At 38.0% G+C, this 20,297-nt stretch carries 20 protein-coding genes and 1 pseudogene; 9 read left to right on the top strand and 12 right to left on the bottom strand.

The window, feature by feature from the left end; all coding sequences use genetic code 11:
• Positions 1-118: 118 nt before the first annotated feature.
• Entirely contained in the window at positions 119-511 is a 393-nt protein-coding gene (locus LS48_RS07430) for a hypothetical protein (RefSeq protein WP_062621584.1), read from the bottom strand.
• 107 nt (positions 512-618) lie between these two features.
• Here LS48_RS07430 and LS48_RS07425 point away from each other — a divergent pair, with 107 nt between their 5' ends.
• Positions 619-1,293 (top strand): RNA polymerase sigma factor, encoded by a 675-nt coding sequence (locus tag LS48_RS07425; protein WP_045081132.1) that lies wholly within the window; start codon positions 619-621, stop codon positions 1,291-1,293.
• A gap of 63 nt (positions 1,294-1,356) precedes the next feature.
• On the opposite strand, the gene LS48_RS07420 is transcribed toward LS48_RS07425, so the two are convergent.
• The gene (locus LS48_RS07420) at positions 1,357-2,604 is read right to left on the bottom strand and encodes a YCF48-related protein (protein ID WP_204376467.1); all 1,248 of its coding nucleotides are present in this window, start codon (positions 2,602-2,604) and stop codon (positions 1,357-1,359) included.
• 346 nt (positions 2,605-2,950) lie between these two features.
• Here LS48_RS07420 and LS48_RS07415 point away from each other — a divergent pair, with 346 nt between their 5' ends.
• A complete protein-coding gene (locus LS48_RS07415) occupies positions 2,951-4,222 on the top strand; it encodes a DEAD/DEAH box helicase (protein ID WP_045081063.1) in 1,272 nt (423 codons plus the stop codon).
• A gap of 364 nt (positions 4,223-4,586) precedes the next feature.
• Here the strand turns inward: LS48_RS07415 and LS48_RS07410 are convergent, their stop codons facing one another.
• On the bottom strand, positions 4,587-6,539 hold the full coding sequence (locus LS48_RS07410) for a heavy metal translocating P-type ATPase (RefSeq protein WP_062621580.1): 1,953 nt from the start codon (positions 6,537-6,539) through the stop codon (positions 4,587-4,589).
• 306 nt (positions 6,540-6,845) lie between these two features.
• On the opposite strand from LS48_RS07410, the gene LS48_RS15090 reads away from it, so the two are divergent.
• On the top strand, positions 6,846-7,394 hold the full coding sequence (locus LS48_RS15090; RefSeq protein ID WP_062621578.1) for an IS110 family transposase: 549 nt from the start codon (positions 6,846-6,848) through the stop codon (positions 7,392-7,394).
• Positions 7,357-7,899: a transposase gene (locus LS48_RS15085; RefSeq protein ID WP_078056391.1), complete on the top strand. Its 543-nt coding sequence runs from the start codon at positions 7,357-7,359 to the stop codon at positions 7,897-7,899. Before LS48_RS15090 ends, LS48_RS15085 begins: the two co-directional genes overlap by 38 nt.
• Before the next feature lie 369 nt (positions 7,900-8,268).
• Here LS48_RS15085 and LS48_RS07395 read toward each other — a convergent pair whose 3' ends face one another.
• From LS48_RS07395 to LS48_RS07385, 3 genes are read right to left on the bottom strand one after another with little or no spacing between them, the layout of a single operon-like run.
• Positions 8,269-8,847 (bottom strand): NAD(P)H-dependent oxidoreductase, encoded by a 579-nt coding sequence (locus tag LS48_RS07395; protein WP_062621574.1) that lies wholly within the window; start codon positions 8,845-8,847, stop codon positions 8,269-8,271.
• Between the two features lie 5 nt (positions 8,848-8,852).
• A complete protein-coding gene (locus LS48_RS07390; protein ID WP_045081069.1) occupies positions 8,853-9,176 on the bottom strand; it encodes a hypothetical protein in 324 nt (107 codons plus the stop codon).
• 56 nt (positions 9,177-9,232) lie between these two features.
• Positions 9,233-9,814, bottom strand: a complete 582-nt coding sequence (locus tag LS48_RS07385) for a Crp/Fnr family transcriptional regulator (RefSeq protein WP_062621572.1) — start codon at positions 9,812-9,814, stop codon at positions 9,233-9,235.
• 195 nt (positions 9,815-10,009) lie between these two features.
• Here LS48_RS07385 and LS48_RS07380 point away from each other — a divergent pair, with 195 nt between their 5' ends.
• Both LS48_RS07380 and LS48_RS15185 read left to right on the top strand, forming a co-directional pair.
• Entirely contained in the window at positions 10,010-10,234 is a 225-nt protein-coding gene (locus tag LS48_RS07380; protein ID WP_045081071.1) for a transposase, read from the top strand.
• Positions 10,200-10,595 (top strand): annotated as a pseudogene (locus LS48_RS15185) (transposase); the annotation flags it as partial. The gene LS48_RS07380 and the pseudogene LS48_RS15185, both read left to right, overlap by 35 nt.
• 190 nt (positions 10,596-10,785) lie before the next feature.
• On the opposite strand, the gene LS48_RS07375 reads toward LS48_RS15185, so the two are convergent.
• The 3 genes from LS48_RS07375 to LS48_RS07365 form a co-directional block, all read right to left on the bottom strand.
• Complete coding sequence (locus LS48_RS07375; protein ID WP_157881724.1) at positions 10,786-11,829, bottom strand: ligand-binding sensor domain-containing protein; 1,044 nt, start codon at positions 11,827-11,829, stop codon at positions 10,786-10,788.
• A gap of 185 nt (positions 11,830-12,014) precedes the next feature.
• Positions 12,015-12,857, bottom strand: coding sequence for an amidohydrolase family protein (locus LS48_RS07370; RefSeq protein ID WP_062622085.1), 843 nt, complete (start codon positions 12,855-12,857; stop codon positions 12,015-12,017).
• 145 nt (positions 12,858-13,002) lie between these two features.
• Positions 13,003-13,641: a class I SAM-dependent methyltransferase gene (locus tag LS48_RS07365; protein WP_062621561.1), complete on the bottom strand. Its 639-nt coding sequence runs from the start codon at positions 13,639-13,641 to the stop codon at positions 13,003-13,005.
• Positions 13,642-13,884: 243 nt separating this feature from the next.
• Here LS48_RS07365 and LS48_RS07360 point away from each other — a divergent pair, with 243 nt between their 5' ends.
• Entirely contained in the window at positions 13,885-14,208 is a 324-nt protein-coding gene (locus tag LS48_RS07360; RefSeq protein WP_131807706.1) for a hypothetical protein, read from the top strand.
• Here LS48_RS07360 and LS48_RS07355 read toward each other — a convergent pair.
• The 3 genes from LS48_RS07355 to LS48_RS07345 all read right to left on the bottom strand — a co-directional run bounded on the left by LS48_RS07355 (position 14,181) and on the right by LS48_RS07345 (position 18,906).
• Complete coding sequence (locus LS48_RS07355) at positions 14,181-14,681, bottom strand: GNAT family N-acetyltransferase (protein WP_062621557.1); 501 nt, start codon at positions 14,679-14,681, stop codon at positions 14,181-14,183. The genes LS48_RS07360 and LS48_RS07355 overlap by 28 nt on opposite strands.
• Positions 14,682-14,831: 150 nt before the next feature.
• Complete coding sequence (locus tag LS48_RS07350; protein WP_062621555.1) at positions 14,832-16,355, bottom strand: glycosyltransferase family 39 protein; 1,524 nt, start codon at positions 16,353-16,355, stop codon at positions 14,832-14,834.
• Positions 16,356-16,518: 163 nt separating this feature from the next.
• On the bottom strand, positions 16,519-18,906 hold the full coding sequence (locus LS48_RS07345) for an NACHT domain-containing protein (RefSeq protein ID WP_062621553.1): 2,388 nt from the start codon (positions 18,904-18,906) through the stop codon (positions 16,519-16,521).
• Positions 18,907-19,191: 285 nt separating this feature from the next.
• Here LS48_RS07345 and LS48_RS07340 point away from each other — a divergent pair, with 285 nt between their 5' ends.
• Both LS48_RS07340 and LS48_RS07335 read left to right on the top strand, forming a co-directional pair.
• Positions 19,192-19,479: a hypothetical protein gene (locus LS48_RS07340; protein ID WP_062621551.1), complete on the top strand. Its 288-nt coding sequence runs from the start codon at positions 19,192-19,194 to the stop codon at positions 19,477-19,479.
• Positions 19,480-19,656: 177 nt separating this feature from the next.
• The coding region (locus tag LS48_RS07335) for an IS110 family transposase (RefSeq protein WP_062621549.1) at positions 19,657-20,297 on the top strand (641 nt) is incomplete at its 3' end.

Genomic DNA, 20,297 nt, shown 5'->3' with positions numbered 1-20,297 from the left:
TTAAAATCAATATTTTATAATATTTCAGGCCAACAGCCACCTTGCATTTAATACGAAACTTCCCTTTGGAATTTTTTTCCGAAGGGAAGTTTGCAATACAAGCAAATAGAATTAGCGCTTAGCCTGCATTTGACGCGGGCGTACTTAATTTGGCCAGAATAAAGGCGCTAATGGCCATCACGATGTCGCGTACGGCAACATCGGGGTGGTGCCATGTAAAAATGAGGCTGAGCGCAATAAGTAGCAGCCAGAGTGAAACGATATAGGCGCCTATCTGGGTGCGGATGGCTACGATTATACCTGCCACAATCTCGATTATACCAACTATTTTCATAAAGGTTTCGCCGCTAAAGGGAAGCATTTCCAAAGTAGCGGGAGCCAGATAGGTATCCCACTGCGCCAAAATGTTGAAGAATTTGTCCAAGCCCGCAACTATGGGCACGATGATGAACACCGCTTTTAGGAGGTTCTGGATTTTGTTGATTTCCAAAGTTTTTGTTACTGTTGCCATGATTAAATGAATTTTTTGGTTCTATAGGTTTGATGCCATGGACGGGTCGCGGTTACAAAATTTGTAACTTTAGGCAGCTTATGGCATCAAAAGGGAAAGAACATAGTATGAAAGCAAACCATCTCGAATCATTTACCTTGACTAAATTGCCCGATTCCACTATTGTTGAAAGGGTTTTGCAAGGGGAGAAGGAACTATTTGAAATTTTATTGCGACGGTATAACCAGCGGCTGTTTAGGGTGGTTCGTAGTTACATCCATTCAGAAGATGACGTTAAGGATATTATGCAGGATGCCTATGTTAAGGCCTATACCAAGTTGGAACAATTCAACTATGAAGCCTCATTTTCTACCTGGCTCATTCGGATTGCCATAAATGAAGCCTTGCAGCAAATACGAAAGAACAAAAGACAAACCAATAATTACGGAAAAACGGAACGCTTAGACAACGTTTTCCATTTGCCAGATCCAAACCAGATGAACCCAGAAAAGCATACCATTAGAACCCAGACCCACCATTTGATTGAAGAGGCGGTGGACAGGTTGCCAGAAAAGTACCGCGTTGTATTTGTTATGCACCAAGTAGAGGGACTTTCCAATCCGGAAATTGCGACCTGTCTAAAATTAAGCGACAGCAATGTAAAGGTGCGCCTGCATCGGGCCAAGAAATTACTGAAGGAAGAATTATATAAAAATACCCACGATGCCTCTATCTATGAATTTGGAAACCAAAAATGCGATTTGATGGTGGAAATGGTGATGGTAAAAATCCAGAATATTTAAGGGGCTTTCCAAAATAAGGAAAGCCGCGATATAGTGCGGCTTTCTCAAATCTTTCAAAATTTCCTATCTTTTCAAAACTTTTAGACTGCTTGTTCTGCCTTCACTTAAAACATGGACTATGTACAAGCCGTTGGCCAGGTGCGCGGCCTTTATCTGGCACAGTTCATTTTCATTTTCATAAGTTCCCAAAAGTTGGCCATTTAGGTTGAAAAGTTGAACAGTATCCAATTTTCCCTTGGAAGCGCGGATCTCGAAATTCTGGGTGTGCTCATTGTAAAAACCGATTAGGGATTCGTCAATCAATTGATGGTCATTGGTTCCCAAAAACACATCGTCAAACTTTAGCATCACTCCGCCAGAGCCGCAGATTAGGCCAGAGCCATTTTCGAAAAATGCAATTTCGTACAATTGGTTTTGGCCGTTGCCCACAAATATTTGGTTCCAATTGGCACCGTTGTCTTCAGAAAAATAAATATCGGTATCAGTTCCCCCAGCCATCAATTGGTCCCCTTTATACGCCAAGGCGTAAAAATGGTGGTAGCCAGTGGCAAAATCGCTCCAGGTACTGCCTCCGTCGTGGGTGGTTTTGAGCAAGCCATCTTCCCCAGCTATTACTCCGTTATCGGCATCCTTAAAATGGAGCGACAGAAAATAATTCTGGATAACTCCTGAATAGATCTGTGTCCACGTATTGCCCCCGTCAGTAGCTTTTGCGATGCGTTCATCGGCACCTACGGAATACAGTGTAGTCTGGTCTGCATATCCCACGTTAATTCCCCCTGCATCCATTACATCGGTCGCGGCGGTCCAGGTATCGCCTCCGTCTGTTGTGAGGTATATTGCAAAAAAGGGAGCGTCATTTAACTGCGCCGAGACAAAGCCAATGTTTTCATCGTAAAAGGAAAGGTTGTTGTAAAGATAAACGTCGGTACCCACGGTCATAGGCGTCCAAGTGGCGCCGGCGTCCTCGGTTTTCATAAATAGGTCGTATCCAGCCACAAAACCTTTGGTTTCACTTACAAACTCAATCTTTTCAAAACTCGGCGAAGTACCGCTGGTGGGATAGATGGTGGTCCAGGTCTCGCCGCCATCAACGGTTTTTATAATAATTCCCTCGGTATCAAAAGTAAATTTGGAGCCTGCGGCGTATGCTATATCGTTCTGACCTTCGGGAATGGCAAGGTCGTAAAGTATAAAATCGGTTCCGGTGGTTTTGTACTCAAAATTTTGTGCCTTGGAGGCAAAAATGGCTCCCAGACAAACTGAAAAAATTAGGATTGCTTTTTTAACTGAATGTGTAGAATTTTTCATGGTTTTCATATAAGGTTTATTTCCAGCAAATATAGTTCCTGCCCGTACGGCGAGAAAACATTTAAAGGTTTTGGGTTTCTGTAATTCGTGAAATTTAAAAGGTTTTTATAAGAGAAATAAAAGAAAAGTCACCGTGGAGAAAATTAGCCGTACCTTCGCCACTTATTAAAACCGTCTTCTTAGTTTTAATGGTTCTTAAAAAGACCGAAATCTAAAAGCGCCGCGATATACTATCTCCAAGCGCAGCGGTCACAAATAATCAAAATCATATAATACTCATTTTTTTGGTCTCAAGTCTTAGGTCATTCAATCTTAAGTCTTATGTCTAAAATCTAATATCTAAAAAATGTCATTTAAATCCCTTGGGCTGTCCGATGCCCTGCTGAAAGCAATCAGCAAAAAAGGATATGAAACGCCTTCGGCAATTCAACAAAAAGCAATCCCTTTAATCTTGGAACGCAAGGACGTACTCGCTTCCGCCCAAACCGGTAGCGGGAAGACCGCGGGCTTTGCACTGCCCATGCTCCAAATATTAAACGGCGAACCCGCATTGAGAAAACGCCCCGTTCGCGCCTTGATACTCACCCCCACCCGCGAACTCGCCGCACAGGTGCAGGATGAGTTTAGGGAATACAGCGAATTTACGGACCTCCGCTCCACCGTTATTTTCGGCGGCGTGGGCGCCAATCCCCAAATTCGAGCACTTCGAAATGGTGTGGATATTTTGGTGGCGACCCCGGGGCGATTGCTCGATTTGGAAAACCAAAATGCGCTCTCCCTTTCAAAAGTTGAAATCCTCGTTTTGGACGAAGCCGACAGAATGCTCGATATGGGCTTTCTACGCGATATTAAAAAGATACTCGCCCTTTTGCCTTCAAAAAGACAGAATTTATTGTTTTCAGCAACCTTTTCAAAGGAAATAAAAAAGCTGGCCAATGAGTTTTTGCAACATCCCGTTTTGGTGGAAGCAACACCGGAAAATACCACGGTTGAAAAAATAGACCAAACCGTTTATAGGGTCGATAAAGCCCAAAAAACAGATTTGATCATAAAGCTTATTTCTGAAGGCAATTGGCAACAGGTTTTGGTTTTTACACGCACCAAACACGGCGCAAACCGTTTGAGCGAAAAACTTGAAAAATCGAAGATTACTTCTGCCGCCATTCACGGCAATAAAAGCCAAGGCGCGCGTACCAGAGCATTGTCCGGATTTAAGGAAGGGAAAGTACGCGTTCTGGTTGCAACCGATATTGCAGCCCGTGGCCTTGATATTCCGTTGTTGCCGCACGTTATCAATTTTGAATTGCCAAACGTTTCCGAAGATTACGTTCACCGTATTGGCCGTACCGGAAGGGCAGGCGCCAGTGGTGAAGCGCTTTCTTTGGTAAGTCTCGATGAGGTTGGCTATTTAAAGGATATTGAAAAGTTGATAGGCGAGCGCCTTCAGCCCAAAACTCTCCCCAACTTTCAACCCACAGAAACCATGGCCGACGTAAAAGAAGCAGAGGAAGAAAAGAAACGACAAAAGGCACAGCGCCATAGCCGTGGACGGAATGCCGGCACTAAAGTGAATACCCATTCTAAAAAGAACAGCAATAGAAATAGGGGGAAGAGGTAACCGGTGCTAAAAACTGTACGATACCAAAACATAATCCAAGATACCGCCTCACAAACCTAAAGCATTCTTTTCAACGATTGACAATACCGACCTTCCAAGCCTAAATAAAAGGTACGCCCTTTAAAGCAGCTTGTCCAGCATCGATTTCTAAGAAATTATAGGGTGGTGCCAAGGTGTTGTGCACAGAACTGGCATGAGCTGTGTAGTTTCCGATGTTGTTTCAAATGGGTGCTTTGGCAGAGACATATTCCTTTAGTTTTTTGGCGATGGGTTGGCTGTGGCCATTGTGGCTATGTATGGTTTGTAGCGTTGGATTTTCTTTTATCGAATATTGAAGTTATGAAAACCTTTTTTATTCAGAAGGTCAATCCCACTTCATTTTCTGTAACCGTACCGCATTTAAGATTGCTAATAAGGCCACACCAACATCGGCAAAAACTGCTTCCCACATTGTTGCTAAACCGCCTGCGCCTAAAATCAGTACAATAACCTTTACGCCAAAGGCCAAGCCTATGTTTTGCCAAACTATTTTACGTGTCGAACGACCTATTTTAATTGCTCTCACAATTTTCGAAGGTTGGTCGGTCTGAATAATTACATCTGCGGTCTCAATCGCCACATCACTTCCTAAACCACCCATAGCAATTCCAACATCACTTGCTGCCAAAACTGGTGCATCGTTAATTCCATCGCCAATGAATGCAATTTTGTTTTTTGGATTTTTCTTTAGAATTTCAACTTCATTCAATTTGTACTCGGGCAATAATCCGCCCTTGGCTTGCTTGATATTTAATTCGGAAGCGACCTTTTGGGTTATTGAATCCTTATCGCCCGAAAGCATCATAATGTTTTCAATTCCTACTTTTTGTAAATTGATTATTGTTTCCTTTGCATCGTCTTTCAATTCATCTGCAATTACTACATAGCCTGCAAACTTATTATCTATGGCTACCATAACAATCGATTCTACAATATTTTCCGTTTCCGATAAAACTTCAATATTGTTGGCTGTCATCAACGCTTTATTTCCAACCAAAACAATCTTATTATTTACACTTCCTTTTAAGCCTTTACCGGCAATTTCTGAAACTTCCGTAGCGTAGTAATCGGAACCTTCTGCTTTGTATTCTAAAATAGCTTTTGCGATTGGGTGTGTTGATTGTTCCTCCATCGCCATTAGATATTTCATAAATTCGGTTTCATTCCAACCGATAGCCTTAACTTCTTTAATTTTGAAAACACCTTTGGTAATAGTGCCGGTTTTGTCCATTACCAACATATTTATTTTGGTCATCGCATCGAGAAAAGAAGCTCCTTTAAATAGAATTCCATTCTTGGAAGCAGCTCCTAATCCGCCAAAATACCCCAACGGAATAGAGATAACCAATGCACAAGGACACGATATAACCAAAAATATCAATGCCCGGTACAACCAATCCCTAAAAACGTAATCGTCTACAAAAAAGTAAGGTAAAAAGGTAACTCCTATTGCCAAAAACACAACAATTGGAGTATAAATACGTGCCAACTTTCTAATAAATAATTCAGTTTTTGATTTCCGGGCGGTTGCATTCTGTACCATATCAAGAATTCGGGCAATTGAACTATCCTTAAATTCTTTGGTTGTTTCAATTTCAATTACTCCACCCATATTGATACTTCCGGCAAAGACTTTTTCGCCTTTTGCAATAGTTTCTGGTTTGCTTTCGCCAGTTAAAGCCGCGCCGTTGAATGACCCTTTTTCCGATAGCAAAATACCGTCCAAAGGTATTTTTTCGCCAACACGAACTTGGACTTTTTCACCTATTTCAACCGTTTCAGGATTTACGGAAATATAGTCCCCATTCCGATACACCGAAGCTTCATTTGGTCTTACGTCAAGTAAGGCTTTAATATTGGTCTTTGCTCGGTTAACCGCTGCATTTTGGAACAATTCTCCCACTGCATAAAATAACATGACTGCAACCCCCTCGGGATATTCGCCAATGATGAATGCACCAATTGTGGCTATTGACATTAGGAAAAACTCCGTAAAAACATCGCCTTTTTTAATGCTATTCAGACCTTCCCTTAAAACAGGAAATCCAACAGGCAAATAGGCAATTGTGTACCAAATAATGCGTAGCCAATCCGTAAAAAAAATAGTATTAAAATAGTCTAATGCAATGCCAATAATCAACATCACAAAACTAATTATTGCTGGAATGTAGGCTTTGAAATTACTGCGTTGACCACTATGGTCGTGACCATCGTCGTGGCTATGTGCTGCTTCTGAACTTGATCTTAAATCTCTTAAATTGAGTTTCTTTTTCTTCATTTATAATTTAAGTTTGCTAATGAAATTTGGAAAGAAGCAGTTCCTTTATTTTTTAAACGCAAATCTTTTGCATTTTATATGATGTTATTTTCCTAAAGCCTACCGAAGGACTACGACTTTCTAAATATAAAATAAAAAAGTAGTCTTAAATCAAAAGATTTGGCGAGCCCACCTGCCAAAGGCACGACAGGCAGGCTCGCAAATAGGCCAAAACATTGGGTTTGGCACTTGCTTGCCCTATTTTTTCTAGCATCTATGAAAAAGCAGCGAGTCTCGTATCTTTAAAGTTCACCAAAACAATAAGATATGAAATTAGAACCCACTGCCCAACCAAATTTATACATTGGCATCGACATTCACAAGCGTAGCTGGAAAGTTCATTGCGCCACCGATCTGTTTGGCGGCAAGTCATTCGCTATGCCCCCAAAGCCTGAAGTATTATACGAGTATGTAGCCAAACATTTTCCCGACCATCAGGTTACTACAGCTTATGAAGCAGGTTGTTGCGGCTATTACGCCCACCGTAGTTTTGAGGCATACGGCTGGCATTCCCTAGTAGTGAACCCTGCCGACATCCACCGCAAGGGAAAAGAACGTTTTACCAAGACCGATAAAATAGATGCCCAATTGATAAGTAGAGAGCTTAAGGATGGCAGACTTGAGAGTATTCACGTTCCCCATGTGGAGCGGGAGCAATTGCGCAGTCTTTTCAGAAGAAGGAACGATCTGGTCAAGGATTACAGGCGTATCAAGAGCCTTATAAAAATGCAGTTGCTGTATTTTGGCATTGCTATTCCGAGGAGTTTGACAATGACCATTGGAGCCACAAGTTCCGCGGTTGGGTGGACGAAGTAGTCTTTGCATATCCATCGGCGCGCGAGACGCTGGACAGCAGGATGCGGAGCTTCAGGTTCATAGACCAGGAGCTGCGCGATGTCTCCACAAAGATGCGTGCCTACTGTCGAAGGCATTACAAGAAGGATTATTATCTTTTAAAAGTATTCCGGGAATAGGCGGTATTGTGGCCTGTGGGATTATATGCGAGCTTGGCGATCTGCGACGCTTTAACAGCATAAAACATCTTGCGGGCTATGTTGGGCTGGCTCCGGGCATCCACCAGAGTGGCGACAACCAAAAGAGCACGGGCATTACAATGCGCGCCCATAGATTGATGCGAAGTTATTTTATAGAAGCGTCCTGGCAGGCCATCAGGACAGACCCCATAATGCAGGCCTATTACCGCAGGCATTTGGGCAAGAACGTCAAATCAATAATAATCAAGGTGGCCCGTAAATTATTGAACAGGACCTTGGCTGTCATAAAAACAGAAACTCCTTATGCAATAGGAGTAATAGAATAATAAAATAAACAGATAACAAAGCTCACAAAGAAGTATTAAAAGCCTGTATCACAAAATAATGTAGGTGGCTGGATAAAATTTAGACCACATCTTTTTAGCAAGTGACCAGGTTTATTATAACTTATAATCATACAGATGCCGGTGACCGCGCTTGGACGATGGATCACATATAGGATGCGGAGCAAGTTATATGGTATTGAAATAGTGATAATCCTATCGGAATTATCAACATTCCAACACCCCAAAATCATCATTATGAGATAATTAAAATAAAAATATTATTTTTGAAGAACGGGATTAGTGCTTTTCATAGGATACAGTGTTGGCAAACGTTATTTCTTCACAAGCTTGTATTAATTGTTTCTGTTATTACTTATTCATCTGTCCTAATTTTTCAACTTTATTCAACCATTTTGCTCTAAATTCTTCTGTAGAAAGACGTATAGGTCCAATGGCTGTAATTCGCACTTTTTTTATGCCAATATAATGTAATGTTCCTTTTTTCATCGCATTGTGGCTAGGACTTCTGTAAACCAATTTGTAAAACCAAGTTGGTTGATCCATTGTGCAAATTATTCTGGCAGATTTACCTGTTAGGCATTTATCAGAAAACAATGAATTTTCTCTTTTTTTAAATGCAAATCCTGGAAGTAAAATCCGGTCTAAAAAACCTTTCATTATTGCTGGTACAGAGCTCCACCAAACAGGATAAACCCAAACTATATGGTCTGCCCATTTTATTTTATCCTGTGCATCTAGTAAATCGGGTTCTAATTCGGTTCGTTTTCTGTAGCCAAATTCTAGGTTTGGGTTGAAGGTTAATTCTCGGATATTAATTTCTTTTATTTCAGCATTTGATTTTTCAGCACCTTTTTTATAGGCTTCTGAAAGTCCAAAACTAAAGCTTTCCTTGTCAGGATGCCCATTTATAATGAGTATTTTCTTCATCTATTTTAGAAATATTTTTTGATTTTTGATTCAAATTGTGTTCCTGATAAATTTTCTATTTTGAAGAATTTATAGAGGATAAAAGTGGTAGGAACGGTTAAAAAGAAGCTGCAAATTGCAAAAGTGGCAATGCTACAGAGCACAGCTAAGATTTGTGAACCAAGTTCTCCCATATAATTTTCTGTGATGAAAAAAAGATAGGTAGCTTCTGAATAGTCGTAAAAGCGAACGGTGGTTTCGTAGATTAACCAAGCAGGATAAAACCATTTTCTAATAGATACCCACCATTTTCCCCAAATTGATGTTAGTTGTGTATTTTGTTCTCCCATTTGTAATTATTTATTGCAAAGGTCAAACTAAAGGAAGCGGTATCATTTGATATAGATCAAATTCGGTTTTTGGGGTTTCTTATTCTACTCAAAGTTTCAAGCGTAATGCCTAAATAAGAAGCAATATGAGTAAGCGGAATTCTGTTTGTTATGTCAGGATAAATGGCTAAAAGGTGTTTGTATCGTTCCTCGGCTTTATTGAACTGAATGGTATACAATCTTTCGCACAAACCTAACATAGTTTCGGTTACTACTTTGCTTATAAAACGTTCAAAATCGTGATATTTATCAGTAAGTATATCAACAGTATCTTTTGAAAACTCAATTACTGTTGAATCTTCAATGAACTCAACATAATGAGGACTCGGCTCTTTGCTGAAAAAACTCACTACTGAAGCCATAATCTGATTTTCAAAAGTAAACCAGTCAGAAATGTCCTTTCCGTCTTTTAGATAATAGGCTCTAGAACAACCTTGCACAATTAGATATCCTTTTTTAGAAAATTGTCCTTCACGAACCACAATTTCCCCTTTTTTAAACGTGCTAATTTTTGAATTGGCAATAAATTCCTCTTGGCATTCAATGGATATTGGTGAATAAGTTTCTCCAATTTCATTTAAGATTTTTTCAATATTCATTTTTTATGGACTACAATTCTTTGGTTTGGAACAGAGGTTCGTTTTAATGTTTGCCAACGGTTTGTGTATGAGCAGTAGCGGCTTTTGCGAGTTGGCTTTGCACGAGCTATTGCTTATACACCTTGTGCCTGTTGCACAACCACCTCTTCAAATATAGCAAAAGGCTTGTATAAAATTGAGAAGTTTATTAATTTCATGCCTATGCAAGGCAAGAAAAACTATCAGGAAAAACTCTTCACAAGCTTTAAGCTAAGTGATAGGGTTTCAAAAGAAAATTTTTACCGACGGCTAAAAGAAGTTCTAGACCTGGACTTTCTTTACCCGCTCACCAATAAGTTCTATGGACAAAGTGGGCAAAAAAGCATAGACCCCGTGGTCTTTTTAGGGAAAGAAAGTAACCTTCCGCAAGCAGAAACTTGAAAAAGGCACATTAAAGGATAATTATTTTACAAAACGAAGTGATTGCAAGGGATGTCCCATCAAAGAAAGCTGTATAGGTAAAAGCCACGAAAAGCGGATCAATATCACTGCTTACCGGGAAGAATATGAACGCAACATAGCGAGAATAAAAAGCCCCACTGGTCGGTATCTAAAAAGCAAACGGCAAAGCACCGTGGAGCCTGTCTTTGGAACCCTCAAGGAGTTTATGGGGCTTCGCAAGGTCAATACCATTGGCATTAAACAGGCCAACAAGTGCATGCACCTCTCGGCGATGGCCTACAACCTCAAGAAATACCTCAAGTTTATCCAAAAACGCGCAAAGAGCGGGGCGGAAAGCCTTGTTTTATATTTTTTGCCAAAAATAGTGCTTCAGAATGTAGCATGGCTTTTTTTAAAAGCACCAAATTTGGCTCATTCTCAAGTCCAATCAAAAAAACAAAGCCGCTTAAAACGGCTTATATTGGTTCGGACTTAAAAAATTAAGGGGTTGTGCAACGGTTACCGCTGTTAGCAGCTGCTCTTTTTTTCTGTTATGGTTTAAACTTCTCAAATGTTTGACCGTTAAACTTATATGCTCCGTTCTCGTGTGTTCCAAGCCAAAGGTCACCATTGTTGTCTTTGTAAATGCTAAATAGCGTAATGTCTTGTGAGTTATCTTGAACGGCATAATGAGTAATTTTCGTCCCGTCGTATTTCCAAACACCACTTCGGTAAGTTACAAACCATAAATTATTATTGTTGTCTTTTACTGTTGATAGATACTCATTTAGGCCACTTGTATTTTTTTCATCTAAACTACCTATGCTTTCGTGTCTTGTATAAAACGTATCGCTATTTAATGTTAGGTGGTCATAAATACTATAACGGTTTTCGGTATTGAACCAAAAGTCACCATTTTTATCTTCCGTAATTGAGCGCACTCCGTTTGCTCCTTCGTTACGAAATTCGGTCACATCTTCTTCGGTTATCCAATCAAACGATTCTCCATCATATCGGCAAACACCAACAGGGTTTGTACCAAACCAAATATTTCCTTTTATGTCTTTATAAATACTGTAAACTCCAAAAGGATTGGGTAGACTTGGTGGCTCAGGCAACTGCAATTTATGTAAAGTTGTACCGTCATACCGATAAACGTAATTTTCTAAATCGTACGTATGTTTAAACCATAAATCTGTCGATTTAAGTTGCCAATCATTGCTGGGGATTGGAGCTAATGTTGTAAATGTATTTCCGTCAAACTTAACAATGGTCGGCTTTGGATAAAAGCTGGTGAAGTATATATCACCAGATTCATCTTGTTGTATTTCATCAACTCTATTGTTTGGCAAACCGTGCATTGTTGTGTAATTTATCAATTTCTTTCCATCATATCTATAAACTCCTGTTTCCCAACTTCCAAACCAATAAACATTTTTCTTGTCTTGGTAAACAACCATTATACTGCTTCCAAGTTCCATTACAGTGTCGCCATTTATAAATGGGTTCGAGTTATTTTTCTTATCAGTTGTCTGGCCATTGCACGAAGTCAACAGAGTTAAAGTGCTCAGAAATAAAAGTATGTTTGGTTTCATTGTCGTTCTGTTTAATCTTTGCAAGGTCGTTTCAGAGTTGCTGCTAACGGTTTGTGTGTATGACTTGTGACGGTTTTTGCGCGCCAACCTTTTGGTTAAACCGAAAGATAATAAATGCAATATGTTTGGTTTTAGCACTACAGCCGCCATAAGTTATACACGCATTTACCAGCAGTGCTTTATCTTTATTGTGCAAAAAACTTTTCAGCATTCTCGTAATAAATTTTCCTCTTTTGTGCTTCATTGAGAAAATCCAATCGCTCAATGGCATCTATTGTCGCTTTAATATCGGCATTATCCGACCCAAACATCAATCGGTCCTCAAGACCTGCATCTATCAACTCCTTCATTGCTACTGCAAATTCTTCTGGAGGAATGATTCTCGGATTGTTCAACACGGAAATATCCGCGTACAGTTGCGGATACGTTTTCATCATCTCCATAAACTCGCTGGCATAGGGTCCACCGCTATGCATCAGCCAAACCTTTAGCTTCGGAAATTGCTGTAATGCTTCTTTCAGCAAAAGAGGATTGCCCAATTCCTCTTTAAAGTTCGGGCTGCCATGGCCCGGCCCTGCTGAGCCTGTGTGAATACCTACAGGTAATCCATACTTTTCTGCCAATGCATAATATGGATACATAAGGCTGTCGGACATGGAAATACCATAGTATTGCGTAAGCACTTCTCCTAAGAAATCAATTTTCTCTTTTTGTATTTGTTGTTCCACCCAGTTTATATCGGGCCATTCTTTGCCGTCTTCAAAACATTGTTGCAGGCTGTAGGGGACTTTGCCATTGGGACAGGGTACGAACAAACCGTGCAATACTTTTAATTTTTCATTGCCTTGATAGGTTTGCTGCTGTGCCCAGGAAGTACTTACTGCCACTAAGTACACACCGCTTTTTTCAAGGCTGCTGAGTTGTTTTGCAGGATCAATATCGCCGTGCAGGTGCACGTCAATAATTTTTTGAGCATTTACTTGAAAACAGATTAGGGTTAATCCAATAAGTAAAGTAATGATTTTCATATTGTTCGTTTTGAATTGCTGGTAACGGTTCGGGGCTTTGCGTTCGGGCGGGTTTCGGAGCACAAAGTTTCAATTTATTACTAAAGTTTATTAGAAGCACAAAGCTCCAAGTTTGCACGTCAGCCCGCCTGACGCAAAACCCGTGTTATAGGGCGTTTTTCTTCTTCGCTGTCAGTATTGTGTGAATGTCGAATTCTGTTTCTGATGTTTTATACTTCATTTTAAAAATTTCTATTTCGTCAAATTTTGTCCTAATGAGCTGGGCTTTTAAGTTGTCCAAATTATGAAAGTTAAAGTAAACTCTTCCACCGCTACCAACTTTAAAATCCGATTTGTCTGGGTCGCCCTCTACAAAACTTAAATATATCAAGCCGTTATCGTTTAATAAGTCGTAAGAGTTAGAAATCAGTTCATTGCTTTCGATATGCGACAAATAAGGCAAACAAAAACCACAAATAATTCCGTCATATTTTGTGTCAAGATTGTTGATTTGTCGGCTGTCCATAACCGCAAAGTGTGCTGTCGGATTATTCAATTTTGCAAGTTCAATCATATTTGGTGCAATGTCAATTCCCAAAATATCAAAGTCGGGTCTTTTGGATAAAAGATATTTAGTGATATTTCCGGGTCCGCAACCGATTTCCAATAGTTTTGCTTTTGGTTTGTCAATGGAAGTACAGATATAATCATAAGTGTCGTTATACAAGTCCAAGTCCATAAACTTGTCTTGGTATATAGAAGCAACGTTGTTCCAAGTGTCAAATGTTTCTCTGTATCTGTCCATTGTGTGGTCGTTCTAAAATGCCCTATAACATGTGAATATACGCATGTTTTTAAACTGTTATTGCTGTTATCCCGCACATGTGCGCAAGTTATTGATTCCAAATATAAATTTAAAAGTAAAGCTTTTGCAGTACGGAAAACCGTAATAAGAAGCAAATTAAGTGGGGAGAAATCAAATATAGGGAAAAAAGCTTTAAGCCGTAGGCCTGCTCCTGCATGTAAGTGGATTTATAAATAGGGAGGGTTGAACGAGTCTTTAGCAGTTGAAGAACAATCTGGATGGAACGCGATGCAATCCAGCGAGGAACGCAATGCAATCGCGCACCAGCGAGGGGCAAAGAGCGGGGCGGAAAGCCTTGTTCTGTGTTTTTTTGCCAAAAACAGTGCTCCAGAATGTAGCATGGCATTTTTTAAGAGCACCAAATCTGGTTCCTATTCAAGCCTGACCAAAAAAGCAAGGCCGCTTAAAACGGCTTATATTGGTTCCGGTCTAAAAAAATTAAGGGGTTGTGCAACGGTTACTATTGTTGGCGGTAGTTTTTATATTTTCTTTTCGTATAGATTATAATTGGATAAGGGCAATTCTTTGATTCCCATTTTTTCAAATCCTATTTTTTCATAATATTGGCAAAGCTTTGGATTTTTAGAGTCTGCATCAAGTCTTAAATACTTACAATTATCAGTTTTAGCAGTTGTTTCAATCTTTTGAAGTATTTTAGTTCCGAGTCCTTTCCCATTATAATCTTCTTTAATTACTAAGGAATGGACGTATTTTGCCTTTTCTTTTTGTTTTCCCCAATAAAGTAAGTCTTCATCAAGAATTCTAACCATACCTATATTTTTTCCGTTTAGCTCCTTGATGAAAAAAAATTCATTATTTAGAATGCCTTCTTCTACCCATTCTATTTTTTCTTTAGGTGGATTTTTCCAATATTGCCAATGGTCAATATTCATTTTGTTAATTTTTTCAGCTGCTTCTTTGAATAATTCCAAGACTTTGTCTTTATCTTTTTTCTCTATTTTTCTAAAATTAAATTCCATTATTACATTCTGTTTTTAAATTACCGCCAACGGTTTCGGGCTTTGCGTTCGGGCGGGTTTCGGAGCACAAAGTTTCAATTTATTACTAAAGTTCATTAGAAGCACAAAGCTCCAAGTTTGCACGTCAGCCCGCCTGACGCAAAACCCTTGTTAGCGGTAGTTTTTCTTTTCGGCAATTTCATCTTTAATTCTTTGTCTAATGTCAATTTTTGCACCTGTAAAGACAAATATTCCTGTCCCAAACTCTCTTGCATATTGGTTAGTTATTGAGTCTGCAAAAGTTGAATTTTGAAAAAAAGGAGATGTTTCTTTAAGTTCAGAATCTGTTTGATTTACTTCTTTAATTCTGATTAAGTTCAAATAGCTTTTAGTAAGGTCAAACCATTCTATATAGTCAGCGTTGAATGAAACTGCCTTTATTTTTTGTCGTGTATAATAATTTATTGCTCCTGCCTGTCCATAGTTGTCGCAAAGAATTAGTGTCTTTTCTTTATTCGGTATTTTTGAGTATATGCTATCAACTTTCAAGGCTAATTCTTTCCAACCAAGCATATCTGCAAAATCCTGTGGTATTAAATGGTCTTTGCCATCTTCCCAACGTAACAAACCCAACTTTTTATATTTTTCTGAATGCTGAACAATGTATTCTGGGCTTTTATTCGGAAACGCAACATTATAAATTGGAATAAATAATAGTATGGGTACAGCAATTGCAACTGGTTGTAAATATTTTCTCCAACCGTCTTTTAAAATGTCTGCAATATAAACAGAACCAAAAGCAATATAAATTGGGTAAATACCAATGGCATAATAGTCTTTTGCCTTAAAATAAATAAAAGCAATTAAAGTAAAGATGAAAGAGAAAAAGAATAGTCTATACTTGTTGAAAGGCTTGTAAAAAAGCAAAGCATAAAATGATGCAAAAATTACTATTAGTGAACCCATAAAAAAGAGCAACTGATTCTTCAAAAAATCAAATCGATTTACATTTACTAATTGAGTTTCTGCCAATTCTTTTAAATGGTGAAAGACTGGGAAATTATTATTGTATTGCCAAACAAGATTAGGCAAGATTAAAACCAAGCCTACTAAAATGGCAAAATACAAAGTAGGTTTTAAAAATATTTTCCTATGCTCAGTAATCAACAATGAAGGTACAAGTCCGATTAATAGAAAAGCAATGTTATACTTATTTAAAAAGCCGATTGCAAATGCTATTGCTGCTAAATACAGCCACTTTGTATCATCCGTTTTGATATATTTCAGCAATATAAAGTATAAAACAGTCCAACTTAATACGTCAAAAGAATTGGGTTGGTACAAAGTATTTAGTCGCAAAAGTGCAGAAAATAAAACACAAGTTGCACCTAAAATCAATGCAAACAGATTTCCATTTAATTCTTCTATGGCTTTCCAAACAACATAAATTGTCAATGCCCCATACAAGGCAGGAAGGAACTTAATCCAAAAAAATGAATTGCCAAGTATTTGAATAAAATATGATGTCCAAGAAGTTAAGGGTGGAACCGAAAGATAACCCCAAGCCAAGTGATTTGCTTGGTCAAGATGCAAATATTCGTCTCGGTGCAGTTCATAGTCACTACTAAATAGAAAGTATTGCAGGAAGAATTTAAGTCCAATGAAACCTATTAAAATTATCGTTTTTCTTCTCATTGAGAGGTGTCTATTAAAATTACCACCAACGGTTTGCGTGTATGAGAAGTAGCGGATTAAAAAGAACTTCACTTTCAGTTTAGCACTGAATTTTGTTAAAAGTACTGCCCTTTGATTTAGCACTGAACACGCTATTTCTTATACACGCTGTTGGCAACTGGCTTCATTCTAGTTTTCTTTTGTTTATGGGTTTGTTTACTTCATCTGCAAAATCAGGATTTGTTTGTATACGTTTTCTTAACTTTTTATGAATAGAATTTAAGGTAGCATCTTTTCTATATGTCTTTGGCAAATGCTTCATTAAGGTTTTGTAATGTGTATCTAAAATTGCAAGTATATCAAGGTTTGATAACTTTGATTTATCAACTAATTCTTTAAACCTATCAAAATCAATAAATGAATCGGAAGCAAGTATAGACGAAACCAAAAAAAGTTGAAATTCTAAATTGAAGACTTTTTCATCTGTTGTTTCAGTATCCAAAAGGTTTATGTTTTCATCAAAGTATTCTGACATTGGTTCTTTTAAAGTAATTGACCAATTATTATGTTTAAACCATCCTCCAAAAATTTGCATTAAGCCATAAGTCGAAAAATTTTGCCAAAAAATTAGGTCTTTTCTGTCAGGAGTTGCTTCTGTATTGGAAACAAGTTTTAAAATCTCACTTGTATTTTCCAATCCTCTTTGAATACCCTTTTTTCTTTGTTCAATTGGAGTGTTATATAATGCTTGAAGTAATCTTCCTAGACCTCCTGTATTCGATATGTATTCAGCAAGACTTTTAGGCTTACTATTTTCAAGAACTTCTTCAAGAAACTTGGGTGAATCTTTAGCCATACCTGCGTAAAATATTGCTACATTTTGCCACCATAAATTATTGAACTTATCAATAAATAATTTTCTGTCAGATTGTCTATGATGGAAAATTTCATATGCAGTAAAATACTCCTGAAATGATTGGTGTTTGAAAGATATTTCACCTTTATCATTGATAAATAGAAGGCCAATTTGGTCAAGAATTTCCTCAAGCACTTGACTTATATCAAACTTTTGTCCTCTTTCAGTTGAATACTTTAAAATCAAATCTTTTAATTCATTTTTTGAAATACTTGATTTTAAATTAGTGTGTAAATCCTTAGCGACATAGCATAAAATTCTATGTTTTATGCCAACTTCAATAAGTTCAGTTGTTTCAGTTGAAGTTGTTTTTCCAATTAAAAGATTTACAAATAATTCATATAAGTCAGTGATTGTTGCAGGTATTTCAATTTCTTTTTCGTCAAACAACATTGTGATTAATGCAATTGTCAAAGGTGTTTTTGGAAGTTTTTCAAGAATTTCAGAGTCTTTAAGCGACTTCAAAAGTGATTTTGATTTAATCAGGTCTTCACTAAAATAATTGCTTAAAAATAATTCAATCTGTTGTCTATTCAAGTCATTGACTTCCATATACCTAAATCCAATCGCTTCTGAATTATGAAATAAGTAATCAGAAGGTCTAGAGGAGCAAATTACTTTTATGTTTGGAAATTTTTCATTGAAGTCTGCTACTGACTGTAAAGCCTTTTCTTTTGATTCTTTTTTTGCTAATTCATCAAGTGCGTCAATAAATACAGCACAATTCTCTGTTATTATAATTCCTTTTGAATCAATTCCTAAATCAACATTCCAATCTTTATTAAAATAACACTCTATTGCAAATTCTAAATCAAAGTTAGCTTGTTCTATTTCTTTAAAGGTGAGAATTATAGGATAAAAATCCTGATTGTTCCTTAGTGAATTTTGTGTAATTATTTCATTTGAAAGAGTTTTAAAAAGTGTAGACTTGCCACACCCTGGTTCTCCAATGATTAATGAATTATGCGGTAGGTTGATAATGGTGTCTGCCTTTTTGCTAATCCATTTTATTGAACCATCTTCATTGGTAATTCTTTCTGATAGCTTTGGTTCAATCATATTATTCAAAAGCTTCTCAACTTTTTTATTATCAATGCTTAAAGACTTTATGGTGTTGTCGGTTTTAATCCTTTCTTGAAGTCTTTCAATATATTTTTTGTATTGCTTTGAACCTCTTACCCAAAATTTAGGGTAATATTTATCAATGAAGTATATTAACTTTTCTCCATCCCAAAAATCAATATTTGCTCTTTCATCATTATTGCTATCAAAAATTTTGTCTTTTGCTCCTGATGAAAAATGTTCGTTAGTTATAATTTTTACTTTATTAATTGGGATTTTTTTTGTTTGTTCTAAGGATTTGTAAGGGTATTTAAAACATTCGAAAACCTGATCTTCTATTTCTCTTACAACTCCTGTTGAACCTGATACTTTACCCTTTTTTACAACAAATGCAAACCAATCCTTTTTACCTTCTATTTCATCCAAATATGAACAAACTAAGTCTTTTCCAAATTCAGGTTTATTACCCTTTTCGTGGGTCACTTTTACGTCAGAAAACCCCATTTCAGGAAGTAATTCTTCAAGTATCGTATGTATTTCTGTTTCTTTCTTTATAGAAGTTAAGAAATTAAGTTTTTCCTGTTTACTCTTCATTTGTTGTTTTCATTTTTAGCTTGTTGCCAACATGTGTATATACGCATGTTTTTAAACTATTATTGCTGTTATCCCGCACATGTGCGCAAGTTATTGATTCCAAATATAAATTAAATTTAAAAGTAAAGCTTTTGCAGTACGGAAAACCGTAATAAGAAGCAAATTAAGTGGGGAGAAATCAAATATAGGGAAAAAAGCTTTAAGCCGTGGGCCTGCTCCTGCATGTAAGTGAATTTATAAATAGGGAGGATTGAACGAGTCTTTAGCAGTTGAAGAACAATCTGGATGGAACGCGATGCAATCCAGCGAGGAACGCAATGCAATCGCGCTCCAGCGAGGGGCAAAGAGCGGGGCGGAAAGCCTTTTTTTGTATTTTTTGCCAAAAACAGTGCTCCAGAATGTAGCATGGCATTTTTTAAGAGCACCAAATCTGGTTCCTATTCAAGCCTGACCAAAAAAGCAAGGCCGCTTAAAACGGCTTATATTGGTTCAGGTCTAAAAAAATTAAGGGGTTGTGCAACGGTTACCATCTTAAGTTTGATTTTAATTAAAACAGTTAACTTTAAATATTAAATCAGAAAGAACAAAAGAGCGGAGTAAGGTTAAGGTTACCAGTGGAACTTTTGATTCCGTCAACATTGATAATCCCCGCTCTTTTCTACTTTAATTTCGTTCAGATCTTTGAGGCCCTGACCTCGTTTTTAAGTTGGTGAAACCAGAGTAGACTGTCCTTTCGTCATTTGTTTTTCTATGAATAAATATAGCAAAATTTACGGAGTGGACATCAGTAAGGATGTCTTTGATGTGGTGTGCTCTGATGATGCCCATCATCAGTTCGATAATACCCCGAAGGGTTTCAGTTCTTTTTTAAAGGCTATTGCCCAGGGCTCGCTCGTGGTGATGGAGGCCACCGGATATTATCACTATCGACTGGCACAGTATCTTTTTAAGCACGGCGTTGTCGTTTCGGTAGTAAACCCATTATCGGTAAAGCGTTTCATCCAGATGAAGCTTGCCAAGGTAAAGACCGACAAGAGCGATGCAAAGGCCATCTGTGAATATGCCCTTGTGAACGAGGTTCCGCTTTACAGCGCCCTTACGGATGTACAGGCCGAGTGTCTGCAGCTTTTTAGGTTACTGGACAGCTATCTGAAGAAGCGCACCGCCACCAAGAACAAGCTGCACGGGGAGGAAACTTTGGGCATTCCCTCCAAGTTTGTCCATCAATCCCTCAAGCGTGACCTCAAGCATTTGGACAAGGAGGTAAAGGCACTGGAGGAAAGGTTGCTTTTATTGGTAAAGCAGGACCAACAACACCAACTTACATTGTTGAAGGGAATTCCAGGCCTGGGTACCAAAACGGCCCTCTTCCTCATTGTTATAACAGATGG

Source organism: Aequorivita aquimaris, from assembly GCF_001573155.1.
GTDB classification, from domain to species: Bacteria; Bacteroidota; Bacteroidia; order Flavobacteriales; family Flavobacteriaceae; genus Aequorivita; species Aequorivita aquimaris.
The sequence above is the reverse complement of the archived record's forward strand: the minus strand, read 5'-3'. Positions and strand labels throughout refer to the sequence as shown.

Coding starts and splice junctions, on each gene's coding strand:
- LS48_RS07350 (WP_062621555.1), bottom strand. CDS start 16,355: ATGAGAAGAAAAACGATAATTTTAATAGGTTTCATTGGACTTAAATTC.
- LS48_RS07385 (WP_062621572.1), bottom strand. CDS start 9,814: ATGAATATTGAAAAAATCTTAAATGAAATTGGAGAAACTTATTCACCA.
- LS48_RS07365 (WP_062621561.1), bottom strand. CDS start 13,641: ATGGACAGATACAGAGAAACATTTGACACTTGGAACAACGTTGCTTCT.
- LS48_RS07375 (WP_157881724.1), bottom strand. CDS start 11,829: ATGAAACCAAACATACTTTTATTTCTGAGCACTTTAACTCTGTTGACT.
- LS48_RS07340 (WP_062621551.1), top strand. CDS start 19,192: ATGGAACGCGATGCAATCCAGCGAGGAACGCAATGCAATCGCGCTCCA.
- LS48_RS07415 (WP_045081063.1), top strand. CDS start 2,951: ATGTCATTTAAATCCCTTGGGCTGTCCGATGCCCTGCTGAAAGCAATC.
- LS48_RS07355 (WP_062621557.1), bottom strand. CDS start 14,681: ATGGAATTTAATTTTAGAAAAATAGAGAAAAAAGATAAAGACAAAGTC.
- LS48_RS07430 (WP_062621584.1), bottom strand. CDS start 511: ATGGCAACAGTAACAAAAACTTTGGAAATCAACAAAATCCAGAACCTC.
- LS48_RS07345 (WP_062621553.1), bottom strand. CDS start 18,906: ATGAAGAGTAAACAGGAAAAACTTAATTTCTTAACTTCTATAAAGAAA.
- LS48_RS07395 (WP_062621574.1), bottom strand. CDS start 8,847: ATGAAGAAAATACTCATTATAAATGGGCATCCTGACAAGGAAAGCTTT.
- LS48_RS07380 (WP_045081071.1), top strand. CDS start 10,010: ATGCCTATGCAAGGCAAGAAAAACTATCAGGAAAAACTCTTCACAAGC.
- LS48_RS07390 (WP_045081069.1), bottom strand. CDS start 9,176: ATGGGAGAACAAAATACACAACTAACATCAATTTGGGGAAAATGGTGG.
- LS48_RS07425 (WP_045081132.1), top strand. CDS start 619: ATGAAAGCAAACCATCTCGAATCATTTACCTTGACTAAATTGCCCGAT.
- LS48_RS07420 (WP_204376467.1), bottom strand. CDS start 2,604: ATGAAAAATTCTACACATTCAGTTAAAAAAGCAATCCTAATTTTTTCA.
- LS48_RS07410 (WP_062621580.1), bottom strand. CDS start 6,539: ATGAAGAAAAAGAAACTCAATTTAAGAGATTTAAGATCAAGTTCAGAA.
- LS48_RS07370 (WP_062622085.1), bottom strand. CDS start 12,857: ATGAAAATCATTACTTTACTTATTGGATTAACCCTAATCTGTTTTCAA.
- LS48_RS15090 (WP_062621578.1), top strand. CDS start 6,846: ATGAAATTAGAACCCACTGCCCAACCAAATTTATACATTGGCATCGAC.